The following is a 19,924-nucleotide window of genomic DNA, read 5'->3' as shown; positions in this document are numbered from 1 at the left end:
TCTGCGGGTGGGGGGTGGGGGTCAGGCGGTCTTCTCGGGCTCCCGGACGCTCTCGCTGTCCGAGAGGGACGCGAGGTAACGCTCGGCGTCGAGAGCGGAGGAACAGCCGGTACCGGCGGCGGTGATCGCCTGACGGTAGGTGTGGTCCACGACGTCACCGGCGGCGAAGACGCCGGTCAGGTTGGTGCGCGTGGAAGGGGCGTCGACCTTGAGGTAGCCCTCGTCGTCCAGGTCGAGCTGGCCCTTGAAGAGCTCGGTGCGCGGGTCGTGTCCGATCGCGATGAAGAGACCGGTCACCGGCAGCTCGGAGGTCTCACCGGTCTTGAGGTTGCGCAGGGTCAGGCCGGAGAGCTTGTTCTCGCCGTGGATCTCGGCGACCTCGCTGTCCCACACGAAGGAGATCTTCGGGTCCGCGAAGGCGCGCTCCTGCATGGCCTTGCTGGCGCGGAGGGTGTCACGGCGGTGGACGACGGTGACGGACTTCGCGAACCGCGAGAGGAAGGTGGCTTCCTCCATCGCGGTGTCGCCGCCGCCGATCACGGCGATGTCCTGGTCCTTGAAGAAGAACCCGTCGCAGGTGGCGCACCAGGAGACGCCACGGCCGGAGAGCTCGTCCTCGCGCGGCAGGCCCAGCTTGCGGTGCTGGGAGCCGGTGGTGACGATGACGGCCTTGGCGCGGTGGACGGTGCCGGCGGAGTCCGTGACGGTCTTGATCTCGTCGCTCAGGTCGACGGCGATGACGTCGTCCGGGATCAGCTCGGCGCCGAAGCGCTCGGCCTGGGCCCGCATGTTGTCCATGAGGTCCGGGCCCATGATCCCCTCACGGAAGCCGGGGAAGTTCTCCACGTCGGTGGTGTTCATCAGCGCACCGCCGGCGGTCACGGCGCCCTCGAAGACGAGCGGCTTCAGGGAGGCGCGGGCGGTGTAGAGCGCGGCGGTGTAACCCGCGGGCCCGGAACCGATGATGATCACGTTGCGGACGTCGCTCACGGGAGTCTTCCTTGTCTGCCGACTGCTGTCTCGGGTCCTTGCGGGGTCTCACCCCACCCAACGGATCCTACGGGGCGAGCATTCCCGTAGGGCGCCGGCAGTGCTCAGGAGCGACTCAGTAGCGTGGCAGAGTCTGCTTCAGCAGGACCTTCCCAGGAGCCGTGGGAGTGGTGCCGACACAGGCCGACGCGACGACATAGGCGTCGACGAGCGAAGCGTCGGTGGGGTGCGGCATGACCACCAGATAGGCGCTCTCGCCCTTGTAGCTGTCCGGCTGTGCGGCGAGGGAGGGTTCCGGGCGGCCGATGCCTTGCTGGACGCAGACGGGGGCGTCGGTGCCGTTGTCGCGCAACATCGTCTCGGGAGCGTTCTCGGAGCTCTTGCCCCGGGGTTCCGTGGCCTTGAAGGACACCTTCAGCAGATCGTGCACCCGGGACTTGAGGTCACCGGAGGCGAGGACGACCGGGGACGGGCTCTCCTGCAGCGCCTGGGGACCGTGGTGGTCCCCACTGCTTCCGGACGGCAGGAAGAGGCTGCCCACCCCGAGCACGGCGGCGGCACACGCGGTGCCGAGGAGAACCTTCGGCCACCGCCGGGAGCGGCCCGGGCGGGTCCTGCCGGGCGACGGGGTCTGCCGGCCCGGCCCGGTCGCGGCGCGGGGGCGTGCGGCCGGGCGGCGGTCGTCGGTTTCACGTGAAACACGCTCGGGTGCGGGCGCCGCGGTTTCACGTGAAACGTGCCGCGAGGGCCGTGCCGCCGTTTCACGTGAAACGGCCTCAGAGGTGCTCGTTCCACGTGAAACCAGCGCGTCGTCCTCATCAACGACAGTCGCGGTGTGCGCGGTGGAGTCGAGGAGGGCCTCCGCGGCGAGGGCCGCGTCGATGCGCTCGGCGATGTCGTCGGGCATCCGGGGCGGCCCCGGAAGAGTGCCGAGCAGGGTGCGGATCTCGTCCAGGGAGGTCCGGACGTCCTCACACAGAGGGCAGCCGGCCAAGTGCTCCCGCACATCCGCCGACCGCGACGGCGACAGAGCGCCCTCGGCGAGCGCGGAGATCTCCGCGACCTCCGGGTGCTCATCCGTGCCGGTCGTCGAAGTCACGCTCGCCCACCTCCACCCTTCACTGGATCCGCGTCACTCTGTCCTGCCGGTGGTGGGACGGACGTCCCCTGCGACCGGTTCCTTCCCCCGCCGAGGGGCGGGTTACCCATGCCGTCGGCGCGCAGATGGGTGAGCATGGGCAGCAGTCTGGCCCGTCCTCGCGCGCATCTGCTCTTCACGGTGCCGATGGGGACGCCCAGCACCTCGGCCGCCTCGGCGACGGGATACCCCTGCATGTCCACCAGGACGAGGGCGGCGCGCTGGTCGGGTGGCAGGGTGGCCAGTGCCTGGAGCAGCTCACGGTGCAGATCGCCGCGCTCCGCGGGCGCCGCCGCGGACTCATGGGGTTCGAGGAGCTGCTCGAGCCGCTCGGTCTCGGCGAGCGGCGAGGTGCGCCGGGAGGCGGCCTTGCGGGCCCGGTCCAGGCAGGCGTTGACGGTGATGCGGTGCAGCCAGGTGGTGACGGCGGATTGGCCGCGGAAGGTGTGGGCGGCGCGGTAGGCGGAGACCAGCGCGTCCTGAACGGCGTCGGCGGCCTCCTCCCGGTCGCCGAGTGTGCGAAGCGCCACGGCCCAGAGGCGGTCCCGGTGGCGCCGCACTATTTCCGAGAAGGCATCAGGATCGCCCTCCACGTGGAGGGCGAGGAGTTCGGCGTCGCTCGTGCCGTCGCGCGTGACGTCGTCCAACGTCGAGACCCTCCCCCCGGGCTCGGAGTGGCTAGCTGCCGAGAACCTTGATCTCCCGGATGCCGCCCCGATAGGAGCCGCCCCCGCTCTCCGATGGCAGGTCGGTGATGTGGATCAGCACGTAGCGCGTCTTCACCGGCTTGTCGGCGTTCGCCTTCAGCTCGTCGCCGACCTGGCCGCTGCCGATGATCTTCGTCGGGAAGTCGCCGAGCTGCGAGGGGGCGGATGCCGAGGGATCGGCACCGAACACCTCTACCGTCTGGCCCGGCACGTACATGTTCACGTCGACGCCGGTGACGCTCTTGACGCTGCCGAGGTCGACGACGATGCCGCTGCCCTTCGAGCGATTGTCGAGATTCCCGAAGTTCGAGTGGCCGTAGAACGCCTTGGTGATCCAGGCGGTATGGGGATCACCGTCGATGGCGAGGGGCACTTTGGACTCGGCCATGGGGCTGTCCTTGGGCGAGAACTCGGTCGCCCCCTGGATGGGCAGCTTCTTTATGGCCGGCTTCTTGTCGCTCTCGCTGTCGTCGGACGGCGCGTGGTTCCCGCCGCCCGAGGAATCCCCCTCCTTGAGCAGCGTGTCCGCCAGCTGCCAGCTGCCCAGCCCGAGCGCCGCGATGAGCAGGGCGGAGACGCACCACTTCAGTGCCCTCCCGGTGCGGCTCTGAAGCGGCGGAGGCGGGGGGACGGGCGCGGGCTGCACGGGCCGGCCCGCACGCGTCGGTGGTCCGCCGTAGGTGCCCTGCTGGTACGTCGTGCGGGGGTAGCCGCTTGGCGGGGCGGTGAAGGAGGGCTCCGGCGGCCGGATGCGCGGCATCGCGGCGACCGCCTTGGCCAGCTCCTCCGGCGTGGCGCACGGCTTTTCCTGTCGTGACGCGGTGGCACCGTCGTTGACGAGCGCGCGCATCGCCAGCTCCGAGAGGCCGCGGTGGACCCCGGCCCGCACCTGGTCGGGTGCGATGAGGCCGGTGCCCTTGGGCAGGCCCGGCAGGCCGTACGCGTTGCTCTCGTAGGGCCAGCGCTGGGTCAGCGCGGCGTACAGCAGGGCGCCGATGGCCTCGGTGTCGGTGCGCTGCGGGTGGTCGGAGGAGATGCCGCGGAGTGCGGCCATGACGGCCAGGCCGCGGATGCGGTACTGCCCGGACTCGGTGCGCAGCACGGAGCCGGGGTGGAGGCGGAGGTGGGCGAGGCCCTCGCGGTGGGCCGCGGCCATGGCCTGGGAGACCTGGCTGACGAGCTGATAGGCGTCGTGCGGCTCCATGGGGCCCGAGGCCAGCACGGAGCTGAGCTCGGTGGCGTCGGGAAGCCATTCGTGGACGACGTAGACGAGCTCGTTCTCCTCGACGGCGTCGAGGACCTGGACGAAGCGGGGGTCGCCGAGCAGGGCGGCGGAACGGGCGGCGGCGAGCACCGGGCGGGCGCGCGGATGCTCGGCGGGCAGGATGTGGACGCCGACGGCGCGACGGAGTTTCTCGTCGACCGCGCGCCAGCTGCTGAATCCCTCCAGACGGGTGACGCACTCCTCCAAGCGGTACCGCTTGGCGAGCTTGTGGCCGCTGTGGAGTTCGGGACTCTCGGCGTCGCGCGCGGTGCTCGGGCCCTCCGTGCGCGCGGTGTCCTTGTGCGTACCGGTCTTGATCGCGGCCTGCGCCCCGTCGGTCGTGGCCTTGTCCGCCTTGGCGGTCAGCGGCTTGCCGCCGCTGGTGTCTGCCACGTCGACGGCAGCTGTGCTCCGTTCCGCCACCGTCGTTCCTGCCTCCCCATCCGTTGCACGCTGTCCACAGCCAAGACAATTGTGCCCACAGTCCGGCGCTATGCACGACACGCGGCAGCGGGCGATGGTTGTTCTCCGGTCAGCGTCCGAGCCGTCCGCGGACCATACCGACCATGGCGGTCAGTTCCTCTACGCGCATCCGCTTGGCGGCGATATAGAAGACGCCGATCAGGATGAGACCGCCGCCGATCAGAGCCGCGAGCGAACCGACAAATCCGTGACCGAGAACTTCACCGATGCCGTAGGAGATGGCCCCGCCGATCAGGGCGGCGGGGACGCACGCACCGGCCAGGCGGGCGTAGGTACGGATGACGTGGGAGCCGTCCAGGTCGCCGCCGAGGCGGGTACGCAGCCGGCGCCAGGCGACGACGACACCCACGGCGTAGGCCAGGCCGTACGAGGCGGCCATGCCGGCCACGGCCCAGCGGGCCGGCAGGACGACGAAGCTGAGGGCGGCACCGACCGCGTTGACGCCGGCGACGATCAGGGTGTTGTAGAAGGGGGTGCGGGTGTCCTCGTAGGCGTAGAAACCGCGCAGGATCACGTACTGCGCGGAGTACGGGATGAGGCCGAGGCCGAAGGCCATCAGGATGAAGCCGATGTTCGTGGCACCGCCGGTGCCGGAGCTGGAGAACATCAGCGTGGCCATCGGCACGCCGAGCGCGAGGAACGCGAAGGCGCAGGGCACGATCGCGACGGCCGAGGTGCGCAGCCCGTGGGAGAGGTCGTCGCGCACGGCCGCCACGTCGCCGTCGTGGGCGGCGCGGGAGATCCGGGGGAGGACCGCGGTCATCACCGAGACCGTGATGATGGCCTGCGGCATCTGCCAGAGCTGGAGCGCGAAGTTGTAGGCCGTGATGCCGGTGCCCTGGTGGTGCGCCTTCTCGGCGAGGGCGCCCGCCCGGGTCGCGAGCTGGGTGACGACGACCATGCCGAGCTGGTTGGCGAGGACGAAGAAGAACGTCCACTTGGCGAGCCCCATGGCCTTGCCGAGGCCGTGGCCGCGCCAGTCGAACCGCAGCCGCAGCCGGAAGCCGGTCTCGCGGAGGTACGGGAACATCGCCAGCGCCTGCACCACGAGGCCGAGCAGGGTGCCGATGCCGAGCAGCCGCACGCCTTCGGAGGGGATGTTGGCCGCGCTGACGCCGCTCGCGCCGAAGCCGCCGTAGACCCAGATGAAGGCGCCGAAGGTGGCGATGACGACGACGTTGTTGAGGACCGGGGTCCACATCATGGCGCCGAACTTGCCGCGGGCGTTGAGGATCTGGCCCATGACGATGTGCACGCCCATGAAGAACATGGTGGGCAGGCAGTAGCGGGCGAACGCCACGGCGACGTCGAACTGGCCGGGGCTGTCGCCGTTGTCCGGCATCATCATCCCGACCAGCAGCGGAGCCGCCAGCACACAGACGGTCGTGACCGCGCCCATGAGGACCACGACGAGCGTGAAGAGCCGGTTGGCGTACGCCTCGCCGCCGTCCTCGTCGTTCTTCATCGACCGCACCAGCTGCGGGATGAAGACGGCGTTCAGCGCGCCGCCGCCGACGAGGATGTAGATCATCGTCGGCAGGGTGTTGGCGACCTGGTAGCTGTCGTTGAGGGTGCCGACGCCGAGCGCCGCCGCCATCACGAGGTTGCGGGCGAAGCCCAGGATGCGGGAGACGAAGCTGCCCGCGGCCATCACCGCGCTCGACTTCAGCAGGCTCGCCGCCTTGCCGCCCTTCGCCGGGGCCGACGGGGCCTCCGTCTCGGAGACGGGTGTGGGCTCGGGCACCGGGGGCGGGACCTGCGGGGCCGGGGCGGTGTACTGGCCGGGCGCCGGGATCGGCTGGCCGGACGGGCGCTGCGGCTCGTACGGCTGCTGCTGGTCGCGGTACAGGTGCGCGAAGGCGTCCCGCTCAGGGCGGTCGTCGGGGGAGGGCTGTCCGGCGAACCCGCCGATCCCGGCGAACTGCGTCGTGGGCTCGTCGCCGTACGCGCGCTCGGGCGCCCCGGGCTGGTGCGGCTCGGGAGCCCACAGCCGGGGGTCCGGGCCCTGCTGCGGGGCGGACTGCTGCTGGTGCAGCGGGAAGGTGTTCTGGTAGGTGCCGGGCGGCGGCGGGGGGTGCGCGGCACGGTCGTACAGCGCGTCGCTCACCGGGTCGTGGGCGGCCGGGTCGTGCTCGGGGTAGGGGTCTGCGGCGTACGCGTCCCGGAGATAGGGGTCCTGGGCGTACGGGCCCGGACGGGACGAGTCCGGGGCAGGCGGAGGCGGCGGGTACTGGCCCCGCTGTTCACCGCCCGCGCCCTGCCCGCGGTCACCGTCGTACGGCGCGTTCATCGCTACCCCACCTCATCGTCCGCGGCCGGCCGGCCCCACTACACGTCAACGGTCCACTTTCTCACCTGCGCCGGATCGGTCTGTGCTTTCCGGTCCGGTGTCCGGAGCCGGATCGTCCGGCTGCTGGGGGCTGTCATCGCCCGGACCGCTGGTCCCGGAGTCTCCCCCGTCCGCCGTCCCATCCGCGGCGGACCGCTTGCGCTGGATGTAGATGCGCAGGCCCGCGAGGACCAGAAGGAGTACGCCACCGGCGATGACGACCAGCACCATAGGGGTGATGGACGTGACATGCACAGTGAAGTAGATGGGGTCGCCGTAGGGCTGGCCGTCGTCCGTGTACAGCCGGGCCGTCACCTGGACGGGGCCGTTGGCGTTGGCGTGCGTCTCGAACTTCACCGACTGGCTGTGCCCGCCGTCGATCTTGATCTGCTGGGCCTCGCCGACCTTCAGGCGGCTCGGCCGGCTGGATTCGAGGACGAGCCGGAGCCCGGAGATGCTCTGCAGAAGGCCGTTGCGCACCGTCACGGGGATCGTCGCGCTGCGCCCCGAGAGGGTGGCGTCGGACTTCGGGATGAGCTGGACCTGGCGCTTGAGCTGGTCCAGATACGACTGCACGGCGTTGCGGAACTCCGCCGCCCCCCGGCTGTCACCGCGCCAGGAGTTCGACATCTCCCGCATGATCGCGCTGCCGAACGGGGTGACCACCCGGTCCTGCGAGGTCAGGATCACCTTGAAGCTGTCCAGGGTCTCCTGGGTCTTCTGGATCTCCTCGAACGCGGCGGTGGACAGCTCCTGCTTGCGCAGCTTCTCGGGGTACGCGCCGGGGCCGGGCACCTGCTGATTGGCGGCCGGGTCGGGCTTGGCCCTGGCCGCGTCGCCGAGGTCGACGGGCTGCGTCCAGCGTCCGTCCGTCAGACCGCCCAAGGCCGCCGCCATCGCCTGCGCCTGGCTCGTGGTGGGCATGCGCTGCGGGGCGACGACGATGCTGCGCTCGTCGTCCGGGGCCTGCTTGTTCACCAGCAGGCTCTGGGCCAGGAAGCGCTGCACGGCGAGCGAGGAGTCGTCGGCCCGGATCAGATCGCCCTGGAAGGCGGTGGACATCCGGTCGTCCGCGACGACGGCCGTGTTGCCGCCGCCGATCTGGCGGGCCGCGCTGGGGGTGTACGAGGTGCGGGTCTCGCGGAGGCTGTCGCTGCGGGCGATGACGTTGTGGGCGCCCGCGGAGGTGGCCACGTCGATGATCGAGGAGTCGACGGCGCCCTCGTAGGGCCAGGTGAAGTCCGTGCGCGGCTTCACGCCGAGGATGGTGTCCACGGTGGTCGCGGCGAGCTCCGTGGCGGACTGGAGGTGGCTGAGCGAGCCCGGGACCTCCTTGCCGTGGTGGGCGAGCGACGCCAGGTCCGGGTCACCGAACGGCAGCGCCACCACCTGATCGCCCGCGACGGCCGTCTGGAGCTGGCTGAGCCACTGCTTGGCGACCAGCTGGCCCTTGCCCGGCGTGCTCTTCCCGTCCGGGCCGTCGACCTTGTAGCTCTTGGTCATGGCCTCGACCGTGGCGAGCAGATCGGGGTCGATCACCCACGTGATCGGCAGGTTCTTGCCCAGTGCCACCAGCTGCTGGAGCCGGCCGCCGGGCGCCAGGTCCGCGGCGAGGTCGTCGTTGGGGAAGATCGGCGTCTGCTGCTGGTCGGACTCCGTGCGGGCGGTCAGGTGCGTCGAGGAGACCAGGGGCCACAGGAAGGTGAGCCGCGTCTTCTTGCCCTCGGTCGCGGACGGCTGCCAGGGGAGCAGGGTCCGCTGGATGCCCAGCACCCGCTCGTACGGCTGGCCGGAGGTCTGCCCGGAGAGGGAGGCGCCCAGCTGGTAGACACCGTCCCCGCCGAGGTTCAGGTCCTTCGCGGGCAGGGAGAGAGTGAATTCGCGGCTGACGCCCGGAGCCAGATCGTCGATCTTCTGTGTGTGGCCGCCGATCTCGGGCCCGTCGGAGCCCTCCGAGAAGCCGGACCGGCCGCCGATGTCGTCGATGTCGCTGCGCCCGCTGACCTGCGGGCCCACCCGCAGGCCCACGTGGGCGCCGGTGATCTTGGAGCCGCCGTTGTTCGTGACCGTGCCCGAGACGGTGACCGTGTCGTTCTGCGTGGGCGCGACGGGCGTCAGGGAGCCGATGGAGACGTCGACCGTGCGGGAGCCGGCCGACTCGGCGTGTGCTCGCGGGGCCGCCGGGAGCTGCACCAGACCCACGAGCAGCAGCAGACCGGCCAGCACCGTCGCGATGTGCCGGGCCCACCGGCAGGCAGGAGCGGAGGTCGTCCCCTGGAACTCTGCCGCCTCGGCCACGCGCTCGCCCGTCCCTCGTCGTCAGTGGTCGTCGGTTATGCGTCCACGAATGGTAACGAGGCCCGCTGTGGCGAAGTGCCGCGGACCACTCCGCAAGATCGCCACCGCGCCCGATGTCCCGGCTGCGCCCGCTTTGTGCTGACCGGCGCCATGCGTCCATAACGAGGAGGCTCTCGGGCGTGTGGCCACGTACCCTGTTCTGTTGTGCCGAACGCCAACAATGACAGCCACCCCCAGTCGTCGACGAACGAGCTCAGCCACGTGCAGCGCCGTGCCGTGAGCGAGCTCCTGCGGGTCTCCCCCGTGGCCGACGATCTCGCCCGTCGATTCCAGGAGGCCGGGTTCACTCTTGCCCTGGTCGGCGGATCGGTGCGGGACGCGCTGCTCGGCCGGCTCGGCAACGACCTGGACTTCACCACCGACGCCCGCCCCGATGAGGTACTGAAGATCGTCCGACCGTGGGCCGACGCGGTCTGGGAGGTCGGCATCGCCTTCGGGACCGTCGGATGCCGCAAGTCCGACTTCGACATCGAGGTCACGACATACCGGTCGGAAGCGTACGACCGCACCTCGCGCAAGCCGGAGGTCTCCTACGGCGACTCCATCGAGGACGACCTGGTCCGTCGCGACTTCACGGTCAACGCGATGGCCGTCGCGCTGCCGCAGAAGGAGTTCATCGACCCGCACAACGGCCTGGAGGACCTGGCCGCGCGGGTCCTGCGCACCCCTGGCACCCCGGAGGAGTCCTTCTCCGACGACCCGCTGCGCATGATGCGGGCCGCCCGCTTCGCCGCGCAGCTGGACTTCGAGGTCGCGCCCGAGGTCGTCACCGCGATGACGGAGATGTCCGGCCGCCTGGAGATCGTCTCCGCCGAGCGGGTCCGGGACGAGCTCAACAAGCTGATCCTCTCGGCCCACCCCCGCGAGGGCCTCAAGCTCCTCGTCGACACCGGCCTCGCCGCCCTCGTCCTGCCCGAGCTGCCGGCCCTGCGCCTGGAGCGTGACGAGCACCACCGGCACAAGGACGTGTACGAGCACACGCTCACCGTCCTGGAGCAGGCCATCGACCTGGAGGCCCCGAGCGACCAGCCCGGGGGTGGCCCGGACCTGGTCCTGCGCCTGGCGGCGCTGCTGCACGACATCGGCAAGCCGCGGACGCGTCGCTTCGAGAAGGACGGCCGGGTCTCCTTCCACCACCACGAGGTGGTGGGCGCGAAGATGACCAAGGCCCGGATGACCAAGCTCAAGTACTCGAACGAGCTGGTGAAGGACGTCTCGAAGCTCGTCGAGCTCCACCTGCGCTTCCACGGTTACGGCACGGGCGAGTGGACCGACTCCGCCGTGCGCCGGTACGTCCGGGACGCGGGGCCGCTGCTGGAGCGGCTGCACAAGCTGACGCGTTCCGACTGCACGACGCGCAACAAGCGCAAGGCCAACGCCCTGTCGCGCGCGTACGACGGGCTGGAGGAGCGCATCGCGCGGCTCCAGGAGCAGGAGGAGCTGGACGCGATCCGCCCGGACCTGGACGGCAACGAGATCATGCAGATCCTCGGCGTCGGCCCGGGCCCGCAGATCGGCAAGGCGTACAAGTACCTCCTGGAGCTGCGCCTGGAGAACGGCCCGATGGAGCGGGACGCCGCCGTCGCGGCTCTCAAGGAGTGGTGGGCCACACAGGACTGAGCCCCGCGGCTCGCTGTTTCACGTGAAACAGCGGCGAGTGGGTGATCGTCGAGGGGCGGTGTTTCACGTGAAACACCGCCCTTTCGCCTGTCAGGAGCGGCGGGACGCCGCCAGGGCGGCGGCGACCGCCGCGTAGATCAGGGCCACTGTCACCACCAGTGCGGGCGACCTGCCGTCGGGTGGCAGCATCAGAGCCGCCACGCCCGCGGCGCCGACGAAGGCCGCGTTGAAGAGGACGTCGTAGAGCGAGAAGACCCGCCCCCGGAAGCCGTCGTCGACCGACGACTGGACCACCGTGTCCGTGGCGATCTTCGCGCCCTGGGTGGTGAGACCCAGGACGAACGCGGCGATCAGCATGGGGCCGCGTTCGAAGGGGAGGCCGAGCGCGGGCTCCAGGACGGCCGCGGCGAGGGCACAGGCCAGCATCCAGCCGAGCCGGCCCAGTCGGCCCACGGCCCAGGGGGTGACGACCGCGGCCGCGAAGAACCCCGCCCCCGAGACCGCCACGGCGAGGCCGAGGAGGGCCAGGCCGTCGGACTCCGAGTCCGTCCACGCGTAGCGGCAGAGCATCAGGACGGTGACGGTCAGCGCGCCGTAGCAGAACCGCATCAGGGTCATAGCCGCCAGGGCGCGGGCGGCGGTGCGGCGCTCCGCGAGGTGCCGCAGCCCCGCGGCCAGCCCGCGGACGGTGGCCAGCAGCGTCGTGCGCAGCTCGGACCTGGGCGCGCGGAGGTCCGGCCCCAGCAGGCCGACGGGCATGCTCAGGGAGCACAGGGCGGCGGCCAGATAGAGCACCGCGCCGAAGAGGACGACCACGGCGTCGGAGCTCGTGCCCTCGGGGGCCACCAGGCGCACGATGAAGGCGAGCCCGCCGCCCGCGGTCGCCGCGAGCGTTCCGGCCGTCGGCGAGAGGGCATTGGCCATGACCAGGCGGTCCGGCGAGTCGACGACGCGGGGCAGGGAAGCGGAGAGCCCGGCGAGGACGAAGCGGTTGACTGCGGTGACCGACAGGGCCGAGGCGTAGAAGAGCCAGTCGGGGACGCGCGCGACGATGAGGAGTGCGGTGCCGGTGGCCAGCGCCGTACGCAGCAGATTGCCGTACAGAAGGACCTGTCGGCGGCGCCAGCGGTCCAGCAGCACGCCGGCGAACGGGCCGAGGAGCGAGTAGGGCAGCAGCAGGACGGCCATGGCGGAGGCGATGGCGGCGGGGGATGCCTGTTTCTCGGGGGAGAAGACGACGTACGCGGCGAGTGCCACCTGGTAGACGCCGTCGGCTCCCTGCGACAGCAGCCGGACGGCCAGCAGGCGCCGGAAGTCGGGCAGTTGGAGCAGGACGCGCAGGTCGCGCACAACAGGCATGCGGCCCAGCCTCACATACGGCGTGGGCCCCCGGGTGCATTACCCGGGGGCCCACGATCACCGCGGTGGATCAGGCGCGGCCGGAGCGGTGTGCGGCGTCCCGCACGGCGCTCCGCCGCCCTTGTGCGCCGCTTTAGCGCTCGACCTCGCCCTTGATGAACTTCTCGACGTTCTCGCGGGCCTCGTCGTCGAAGTACTGCACCGGCGGCGACTTCATGAAGTACGAGGAGGCGGAGAGGATCGGGCCACCGATGCCGCGGTCCTTGGCGATCTTGGCGGCGCGGACGGCGTCGATGATGACACCGGCGGAGTTCGGGGAGTCCCAGACCTCGAGCTTGTACTCCAGGTTCAGCGGGACGTCACCGAACGCGCGGCCCTCGAGGCGGACGTAGGCCCACTTGCGGTCGTCCAGCCAGGCCACGTAGTCGGACGGGCCGATGTGGACGTTGTCCTCGCCCAGCTCGCGGTCGCGGATCTGGGAGGTGACGGCCTGCGTCTTGGAGATCTTCTTGGACTCCAGGCGCTCGCGCTCGAGCATGTTCTTGAAGTCCATGTTGCCGCCGACGTTCAGCTGCATCGTGCGGTCCAGGATGACGCCCCGGTCCTCGAAGAGCTTCGCCATCACGCGGTGCGTGATCGTGGCACCGACCTGCGACTTGATGTCGTCACCGACGATCGGGACGCCCGCCTCGGTGAACTTGTCCGCCCACTCCTTGGTACCGGCGATGAAGACCGGCAGGGCGTTGACGAAGGCGACCTTGGCGTCGATGGCGCACTGCGCGTAGAACTTCGCGGCGTCCTCGGAGCCCACCGGGAGGTAGCAGACGAGGACGTCGACCTGCTTGTCCTTGAGGGTCTGGACGATGTCGACCGGGGCCTCGGCGGACTCCTCGATGGTCTGGCGGTAGTACTTGCCCAGGCCGTCGTGGGTGTGGCCACGCTGGACGGTGACGCCGGTGGCCGGCACGTCGCAGATCTTGATGGTGTTGTTCTCGCTGGCGCCGATGGCGTCGGCGAGGTCGAGGCCGACCTTCTTCGCGTCGACGTCGAAAGCGGCCACGAATTCCACATCACGCACGTGGTAGTCGCCGAACTGCACGTGCATCAGACCCGGCACGCGGCCGTTCGGGTCGGCGTCCTTGTAGTACTCGACGCCCTGCACCAGCGAGGCGGCGCAGTTGCCCACGCCGACGATGGCTACGCGAACCGAACCCATTCCGGTTGCTCCCTGTTTGTACTCGACAAAGCCCTGCGGAGTGCAGAGCTCACTTGGCAGTGGGGTCGGACGGATCCGTCCGGGAACTCCCCCGGTCCCGGTGAGTGCCGCCCGTATCTCCTGATGTGTCCTGCGGAGCGGTGCCCCGGCGCATGTCGCGCCCGGACCGCTCGCTCTCGATCAGCTCGTTCAGCCAGCGGACCTCGCGCTCCACCGACTCCATTCCGTGCCGCTGGAGCTCGAGGGTGTAGTCGTCCAGCCGCTCGCGGGTACGGGCCAGGGAGGCGCGCATCTTCTCCAGGCGCTCCTCCAGCCGGCTGCGGCGGCCTTCCAGCACCCGCATCCGTACGTCCCGCGAGGTCTGCCCGAAGAACGCGAAGCGGGCGGCGAAGTGCTCGTCCTCCCAGGCGTCCGGGCCGGTGTGGGCGAGCAGCTCCTCGAAGTGCTCCTTGCCCTCGGCCGTCAGCCGGTAGACGATCTTCGCCCGCCGCCCGGCGAGGGACGCCGCGCGGGCGTCCTCCGGGGCGCTGCCGGGTTCCTCGATCAACCAGCCGTTGGCGACGAGAGTCTTCAGGCAGGGGTAGAGGCTGCCGTAGCTGAACGCCCTGAACACCCCGAGTGAGGTGTTGAGGCGTTTCCGCAGTTCATAGCCGTGCATCGGGGACTCGCGGAGCAGGCCGAGGACAGCGAACTCGAGGATGCCGGAGCGTCTGCTCATATGTCGCCTCCTTGGTCCCTTAGGTCCCTTATGCCGAGCTGATGTATCGACTCGATACATCCAGACGATAGAACGAGCACCCTGATGCGACAAGAGGGAGCACGGTGAACGAGGTCACATCACCGATTCGTGGGACACAACCTGCCTGAATTGGAGTGAACATCCGCAGTGGGAGCGATTTGACCGTGCGTAGTCTGTGCGCCATGCAGACCACCGGGAACCGAGTGACATCGACAGGCGTCCTCGTCCCGGATGCAGTGCGCCCGGTTGCGCAGGGGGGCTACCGGACAGCGCATCGGGGGGAAAGCAAGCCACCTGCCGCTTCCAGGCGATCGTGCCTGCCCGAGGAGTAGTCGTTCGATGAGCGAGCACCGCCGCAAGCCGCCGCAGCCTCAGGGCGGCGGACGAGCCGCGGCCAGGCGCGCGGCCCAGCCGACGCCCGGCCGCCGTGCCGCACCACCAAGCAGTTCCGCCGCGCCGGGTACCGGCCGCGGTGAAGGCTCCCAGTACGGCAGCCGTGCCGAGGCCCGCCGCGCGACCCAGCGCGGTGGCGGAGGCGGCGGAGGCGGCCGGGGCGGCGGGCGCAGACGTCCGGGAGAGCCGGGCCCCGCGGGCGGCGGCCGGGGACGCAGGGACGGCGGCCGGCCGGGGAAGAAGCGCTTCATCGACTATCCCCGGGCCGGCAAGACGGGCGTGCGGCGCTGGCTGCCGTCCTGGAAGCTGGTCCTGGGCACGTGCTTCACCTTCGTCGTGCTCATCCTCGGCACTGTGGGCATCGCGCTCGCGGTGGTTCAGGTGCCGAGCGAGCAGAAGGCGGCGGCCGTCCAGAAGAACGTCTATTACTGGGCGGACGGCAAGCAGATGGTCGTCGCCGGCGGTGGTGCACTCAACCGCCAGATCGTGCCGATCTCCAAGATCCCCAAGTCCATGCAGGACGCGGTGATCTCCGCCGAGAACGCCAGTTTCCGCAAGGACTGGGGCGTCGACCCGATGGGCATCCTGCGCGCGGTCGCCAAGATGGCGCAGGGCGGTGAGGTCCAGAGTGGCTCCACGATCACCCAGCAGTTCGTGAAGAACACCTATCTCAGCCAGGAACAGACGCTCAAGCGCAAGGCCACCGAGCTGCTGATCTCCATAAAGGTGGGGGCCACCAAGGACAAGGACTCCATCCTCGCGGGCTATCTCAACACGGCCTATTACGGGCGTGGCGCCTATGGCATCCAGGCCGCGGCGCGGGCGTATTTCGACACCGACTGCACCCAGCTGACGCCCAGCCAGAGCGCTTATCTCGCGGCGACGCTGAACGGCCCGAACCTCTACGACCCCTCCGGCGGTCAGGGCCCCGCGGCAACGCCCGAGAAGAACCTCAAGAGGGCCACGGACCGCTGGAAGTGGACTCTGGACCGTGAGGTCCAGGTCGGCCACATGGAGGCCGCGGAGCGCGACAAATGGGTGAGCAAGGGCTTCCCGAACCCGCAGCCGCCCAAGCCGGCGACCAACCGGGCTGGGCAGATCGGCTATCTCACCGATCTCGCCGACAACTACATCGTCGCCCACTCCGGGATCAGCAAGAGCCAGCTGGACCGCGGCGGATATCAGATCCACACGACCTTCGACCGCGACAAGGTCGCTTATCTCTCCAAGGCCGTCGAGGACGTCCGCAAGGCCAATATCAAGCCCGATGTGCGGGACGTCGACAAATACGTCCAGTTCGGCGGCGCCTCCGTGGACCCGAAGACCGGCAAGATCGTCGCCATTTACGGCGGTGAGAACGCGCTGGAGCACTACACCAACAACGCCGACTACACCGGTGTGCAGGTGGGCTCGACCTTCAAGCCGTTCGTGCTCGCGGCCGCGATGACGCACGGCAAGCGGGACCCTTCACTCGGCCCGACGCAGGACGACAGCCAGCGCACGCTCGTCTCGCCGGAGAGCATTTACAACGGCAACAACAAGCTGACGCTCAGGACGTACGACGGCAAGATCTGGCACGACGACACCGACGGCAGCGAATGGCACCAGCCGAACGACGGTGACGAGGACAGGGGGCCCATCTCCCTCCGCACCGCCATGCAGTTCTCGGTCAACACGCCGTACATCCAGCTCGGTATGGACGTCGGCACCGACCTGGTCAAGGAAGCGGCCCTGAAGGCGGGTCTGGACAAGGACCAGCTCGCCGCGACGACGCCGACCTTCTCCCTCGGCACCTCGGCGCCCAGTGCCATCCGTCTCGCGGGTGCCTATGCGACCTTCGCGGCCAGCGGAAAGCAGATCGACCCGTACTCGGTGGAGAAGGTCGAGAAGGACGGAAAGCCGATCTACACGCACGAGGCGTCCAGCAAGCTGGCCTTCGACCCGAATGTCGCCAACAACGTCACCGATGTGCTGAAGACGGTCGTCGAGGCGGGTACCGGTACGTCGGCGCAGCTCGGCGACCGTCCGGTGGCGGGCAAGACGGGTACGACCGACGGCAACCGCTCGGCGTGGTTCGCGGGTTACACCCCGCAGCTGTCCACCTCGATCGGTATGTACCGCGTCGACCCCAATGCCAAGAAGCAGGAATTCCTTTCCATGCGTGGCGTGGGTGGCAAGGAGACCATTCACGGTGCGTCGTTCCCGGCGGACATCTGGGCCGATTACATGGGCAAGGCGCTGAAGGGCCAGCCCATCGAGCAGTTCGACCCGGCGAAGCCGATCGGTCAGAAGGTCTTCGGGGACGGCACGAGCCCCTCGCCCAGCGCGGTCCCGTCCGCGCCCCCCTCGGCGAGCCCGTCGCAGACCCCGTCGGCGACCCCGTCGAAGCCCGCTTCGCCCAGCCCGTCGGCCAGCAAGCCCTGCTCGCCGTTCGACCGGCACTGCCCGCCCGGGGGTCACAACGGCGGGGCCGACGGCGGTCCCGGTGGCGGACCGGGCGGCATCGGCGGCCCCGGCGGGAATCCGGGCGAGTCGCCGTCCCCGGAGCCCAGTTATGGGCGCCCTGGTGGGCTGTTCGCCGGAATGCGCGGCTGACCAGCTGAAACACCAGGCCGAGAGACTCGGCTGAGCCATCCGACCCGAGGGCCGTCCCGCGTTCGCGCGAGGCGGCCCTCGAGGTTATCCACAGGCTCCGACGGCGACTGGCGCCGTACGGCAGGATGGTCGCATGAGGAGCGAGCGGGACGATCAGCTTGTACGGCCCACCGTCGAGGACGGGGTGGCCGCCGCCGGCAGCGAGCTCATCGGCGGCCCGGTGGGGCGCCGGGCGCTGACCGGCGTGAGCTGGTGGACGCCCGTCCGGGTGGTCGCGCTCGTGGCGATCGGGATGTTCGCGCTCGGCATGGTGCAGAAGATGCCTTGCTACAACTACGGCTGGTTCTTCGGCGCCACCACCCAGTACACCCATGCCTGTTACTCCGACATCCCGCATCTGTACAGCGGGCGCGGCTTCGACACCGGGCTGATCCCGTATTTCGACCGCATTCCCCAGGCGGTCTCCGGTGGGATGGACTATCTGGAATACCCGGTCCTCACCGGCCTGTTCATGCAGGTCGCCGCCTGGCTCACACCCGGCGGCGGCACCCTTCAGCACCGCGAGCAGCTCAACTGGTTCGTCAACGCGGGCCTGCTGATGGCCTGCACCGCGGTCATCGCGGTCTGCTCGGCCCGCACTCACCGGCGCAGGCCCTGGGACGCCCTGCTCATCGCCCTCGCACCCGCCTTCGCCCTGACCGCCACCGTCAACTGGGACCTCTTCGCGGTCGCGCTCACCGCGGCGGCGATGCTGATGTGGTCACGCGGCCGGACTGCCCTGGCGGGCGTGCTGATCGGGCTCGCGGCCGCCGCCAAGCTGTATCCCGTGCTGCTGCTGGGGCCGCTGCTCGTCCTGTGCTGGCGGGCGGGCCGGCTGCGGGCCTTCCGTACGGCGGCGCTGTCCGCGGCCGCCGCCTGGCTGGTGGTGAACCTGCCAGTCATGATCACGCACGACGGGAGCGGGTTCCACATCCGCGAAGGCTGGGCGAAGTTCTACACCTTCAGCCAGGAGCGCCCCATCGACTTCGGCTCGGTCTGGCTCCTGATCTCCCAGCGCACGGGCGACCCGCTGAGCAACGCCAATACGTATGTGACGCTGCTGATGATCGTGGGCTCGCTGGGCATCGGCGCCCTGGCGCTGTTCGCCCCCAGGCGCCCGCGCTTCGCGCAGCTGGCCTTCCTGCTGGTGGCGCTCTTCATCCTCACCAACAAGGTCTACTCGCCGCAGTACGTGCTGTGGCTCGTCCCGCTGGCGGTGCTGGCGCGCCCCAAGTGGCGTGACTTCCTCGTCTGGCAGGCGTGCGAGGTGCTCTACTTCCTCGGCATCTGGATGTATCTCGCCTACACGGGCAGCGGTGACAAGCACCAGGGCCTGCCCACAGAGGGCTATCAACTGGCCATCACCGTCCACCTGCTGGGGACGCTGTATCTCTGCGCGATCGTCGTGCGCGACATCCTGCTGCCGGAGCGGGACGTCGTCCGCCGGGACGGCTCGGACGACCCCTCGGGCGGGGTGCTGGACGGAGCTCCCGACATATTCGTCCTCGGCTCCGCGCGCCGGTCCCGGCCCACGGAGCACGCCCACGGCACGTATGTCCAATGGGGGACGGAGCGCCGCCCGCAGTAGGGCGGCTCCGGGCCCCGTACCCAGGGGGAGTGGGTCAGTGGTCGAGAAGACGGTCGAACTGGGTGGTGGTGTTCCGCAGGTGGGCCACCAGCTCGTCGCCCACCTGCGGCGGGGCGACGTCACCCGGCACGAAGAGGATCGAGACCTGCATGTGCGGGGGCTCCGCGAACCAGCGCTGCTTGCCCGCCCAGACGAACGGCGAGAGGTTGCGGTTCATGGTCGCGAGGCCCGCACGGGCGACGCCCTTGGCGCGCGGCATCATGCCGTGCAGCGCCTTCGGCGCCTCCAGGCCTACGCCGTGCGAGGTGCCGCCCGCCACCACCACGAGGTAGCCGTCGCCGGGGGACTTCTGCTGGCGGTAGCCGAAGCGGTCGCCCTTGGTCACCGGCGTGACGTCCAGGACCGCGCCGCGGTACTGGGTGGCGTCGTGGTCGCCGAGCCACAGGCGGGTGCCGATGCGGGCGCGGAAGCGGGTCTGCGGGAACTGCTGCTGGAGGCGCCCGAGTTCCTCGGCCTTCAGGTGGCTGACGAACATGGTGTGCAGGGGCAGCCGGGCGTTGCGCAGCCGCTCCATCCAGGCGCTGACCTCCTGGACCGCGTCGGAGCCGTCCGTGCGGTCCAGCGGGAGATGGATCGCGAAGCCCTCCAGGCGCACGTCCTCGATGGCGGCGTGCAGCTTGGGGAGGTCCTCCTCGCTGATGCCGTGCCGCTTCATGCTGCTCATGACCTCGACGACGACCCGGGCGCCGACCAGGCCGCGCACCCCTTCGACCGAGGACACGGACCGTATGGCGCGGTCGGGCAGCGGCACCGGCTCCTCACCCAGCCGGAAGGGGGTGAGCACCAGCAGGTCGCCGCTGAAGAAGTCCTTGATCCGGGCCGCTTCGTAGGTCGTGCCCACGGCGAGGATGTCCGAGCCGAAGCGCGTCGCCTCGTCGGCCAGCCGCTCGTGGCCGAAGCCGTAGCCGTTGCCCTTGCAGACCGGGACGATGCCCGGGAACTGCTGGAGGATGGACTGCTGGTGTGCCCGCCAACGCGCGGTGTCGACGTAGAGCGTGAGCGCCATGGCCGGTCCCGGAGCCTTTCCCTGTGCCTGCTGGATGACG

Annotated in this window: 13 protein-coding genes; 3 read left to right on the top strand and 10 right to left on the bottom strand. The window is 70.1% G+C overall.

What is annotated here, in order from left to right:
• Positions 1-21: 21 nt before the first annotated feature.
• The 6 genes from trxB to ACFY1P_RS16300 form a co-directional block, all read right to left on the bottom strand.
• Complete coding sequence (gene trxB, locus ACFY1P_RS16325) at positions 22-990, bottom strand: thioredoxin-disulfide reductase (protein WP_361524972.1); 969 nt, start codon at positions 988-990, stop codon at positions 22-24.
• Between the two features lie 115 nt (positions 991-1,105).
• Complete coding sequence (locus ACFY1P_RS16320) at positions 1,106-2,089, bottom strand: anti-sigma factor family protein (protein WP_390750945.1); 984 nt, start codon at positions 2,087-2,089, stop codon at positions 1,106-1,108.
• A complete protein-coding gene (sigM, locus tag ACFY1P_RS16315) occupies positions 2,086-2,775 on the bottom strand; it encodes an RNA polymerase sigma factor SigM (protein ID WP_390750944.1) in 690 nt (229 codons plus the stop codon). Before sigM ends, ACFY1P_RS16320 begins: the two co-directional genes overlap by 4 nt.
• Positions 2,776-2,806: 31 nt before the next feature.
• Positions 2,807-4,522, bottom strand: coding sequence for a protein kinase family protein (locus ACFY1P_RS16310; RefSeq protein WP_361524980.1), 1,716 nt, complete (start codon positions 4,520-4,522; stop codon positions 2,807-2,809).
• A gap of 109 nt (positions 4,523-4,631) precedes the next feature.
• Complete coding sequence (gene murJ / locus ACFY1P_RS16305) at positions 4,632-6,872, bottom strand: murein biosynthesis integral membrane protein MurJ (protein WP_390750943.1); 2,241 nt, start codon at positions 6,870-6,872, stop codon at positions 4,632-4,634.
• A gap of 45 nt (positions 6,873-6,917) precedes the next feature.
• Positions 6,918-9,209: a DUF6049 family protein gene (locus ACFY1P_RS16300; protein ID WP_390750942.1), complete on the bottom strand. Its 2,292-nt coding sequence runs from the start codon at positions 9,207-9,209 to the stop codon at positions 6,918-6,920.
• 204 nt (positions 9,210-9,413) lie between these two features.
• Here ACFY1P_RS16300 and ACFY1P_RS16295 point away from each other — a divergent pair, with 204 nt between their 5' ends.
• Positions 9,414-10,889, top strand: coding sequence for a CCA tRNA nucleotidyltransferase (locus ACFY1P_RS16295; RefSeq protein WP_361524989.1), 1,476 nt, complete (start codon positions 9,414-9,416; stop codon positions 10,887-10,889).
• Positions 10,890-10,979: 90 nt separating this feature from the next.
• Here ACFY1P_RS16295 and ACFY1P_RS16290 read toward each other — a convergent pair whose 3' ends face one another.
• The 3 genes from ACFY1P_RS16290 to ACFY1P_RS16280 form a co-directional block, all read right to left on the bottom strand.
• Positions 10,980-12,248, bottom strand: coding sequence for an MFS transporter (locus ACFY1P_RS16290; RefSeq protein WP_390750941.1), 1,269 nt, complete (start codon positions 12,246-12,248; stop codon positions 10,980-10,982).
• Between the two features lie 133 nt (positions 12,249-12,381).
• The gene (locus tag ACFY1P_RS16285; protein ID WP_361524994.1) at positions 12,382-13,464 is read right to left on the bottom strand and encodes an inositol-3-phosphate synthase; all 1,083 of its coding nucleotides are present in this window, start codon (positions 13,462-13,464) and stop codon (positions 12,382-12,384) included.
• A 49-nt stretch (positions 13,465-13,513) separates the two neighbouring features.
• Positions 13,514-14,182 (bottom strand): helix-turn-helix transcriptional regulator, encoded by a 669-nt coding sequence (locus ACFY1P_RS16280; protein WP_390750940.1) that lies wholly within the window; start codon positions 14,180-14,182, stop codon positions 13,514-13,516.
• Between the two features lie 360 nt (positions 14,183-14,542).
• On the opposite strand from ACFY1P_RS16280, the gene ACFY1P_RS16275 reads away from it, so the two are divergent.
• Complete coding sequence (locus ACFY1P_RS16275) at positions 14,543-17,191, top strand: transglycosylase domain-containing protein (RefSeq protein WP_390750939.1); 2,649 nt, start codon at positions 14,543-14,545, stop codon at positions 17,189-17,191.
• Positions 17,192-17,324: 133 nt separating this feature from the next.
• A complete protein-coding gene (locus tag ACFY1P_RS16270) occupies positions 17,325-18,818 on the top strand; it encodes a glycosyltransferase family 87 protein (RefSeq protein ID WP_390750938.1) in 1,494 nt (497 codons plus the stop codon).
• A gap of 34 nt (positions 18,819-18,852) precedes the next feature.
• Here ACFY1P_RS16270 and ACFY1P_RS16265 read toward each other — a convergent pair whose 3' ends face one another.
• A complete protein-coding gene (locus tag ACFY1P_RS16265; protein WP_361519528.1) occupies positions 18,853-19,884 on the bottom strand; it encodes an alanine racemase in 1,032 nt (343 codons plus the stop codon).
• Positions 19,885-19,924: the final 40 nt, after the last annotated feature.

The organism is Streptomyces sp. NPDC001407 (assembly GCF_042895325.1).
Lineage (GTDB): Bacteria > Actinomycetota > Actinomycetes > Streptomycetales > Streptomycetaceae > Streptomyces.
The sequence above is the reverse complement of the archived record's forward strand: the minus strand, read 5'-3'. Positions and strand labels throughout refer to the sequence as shown.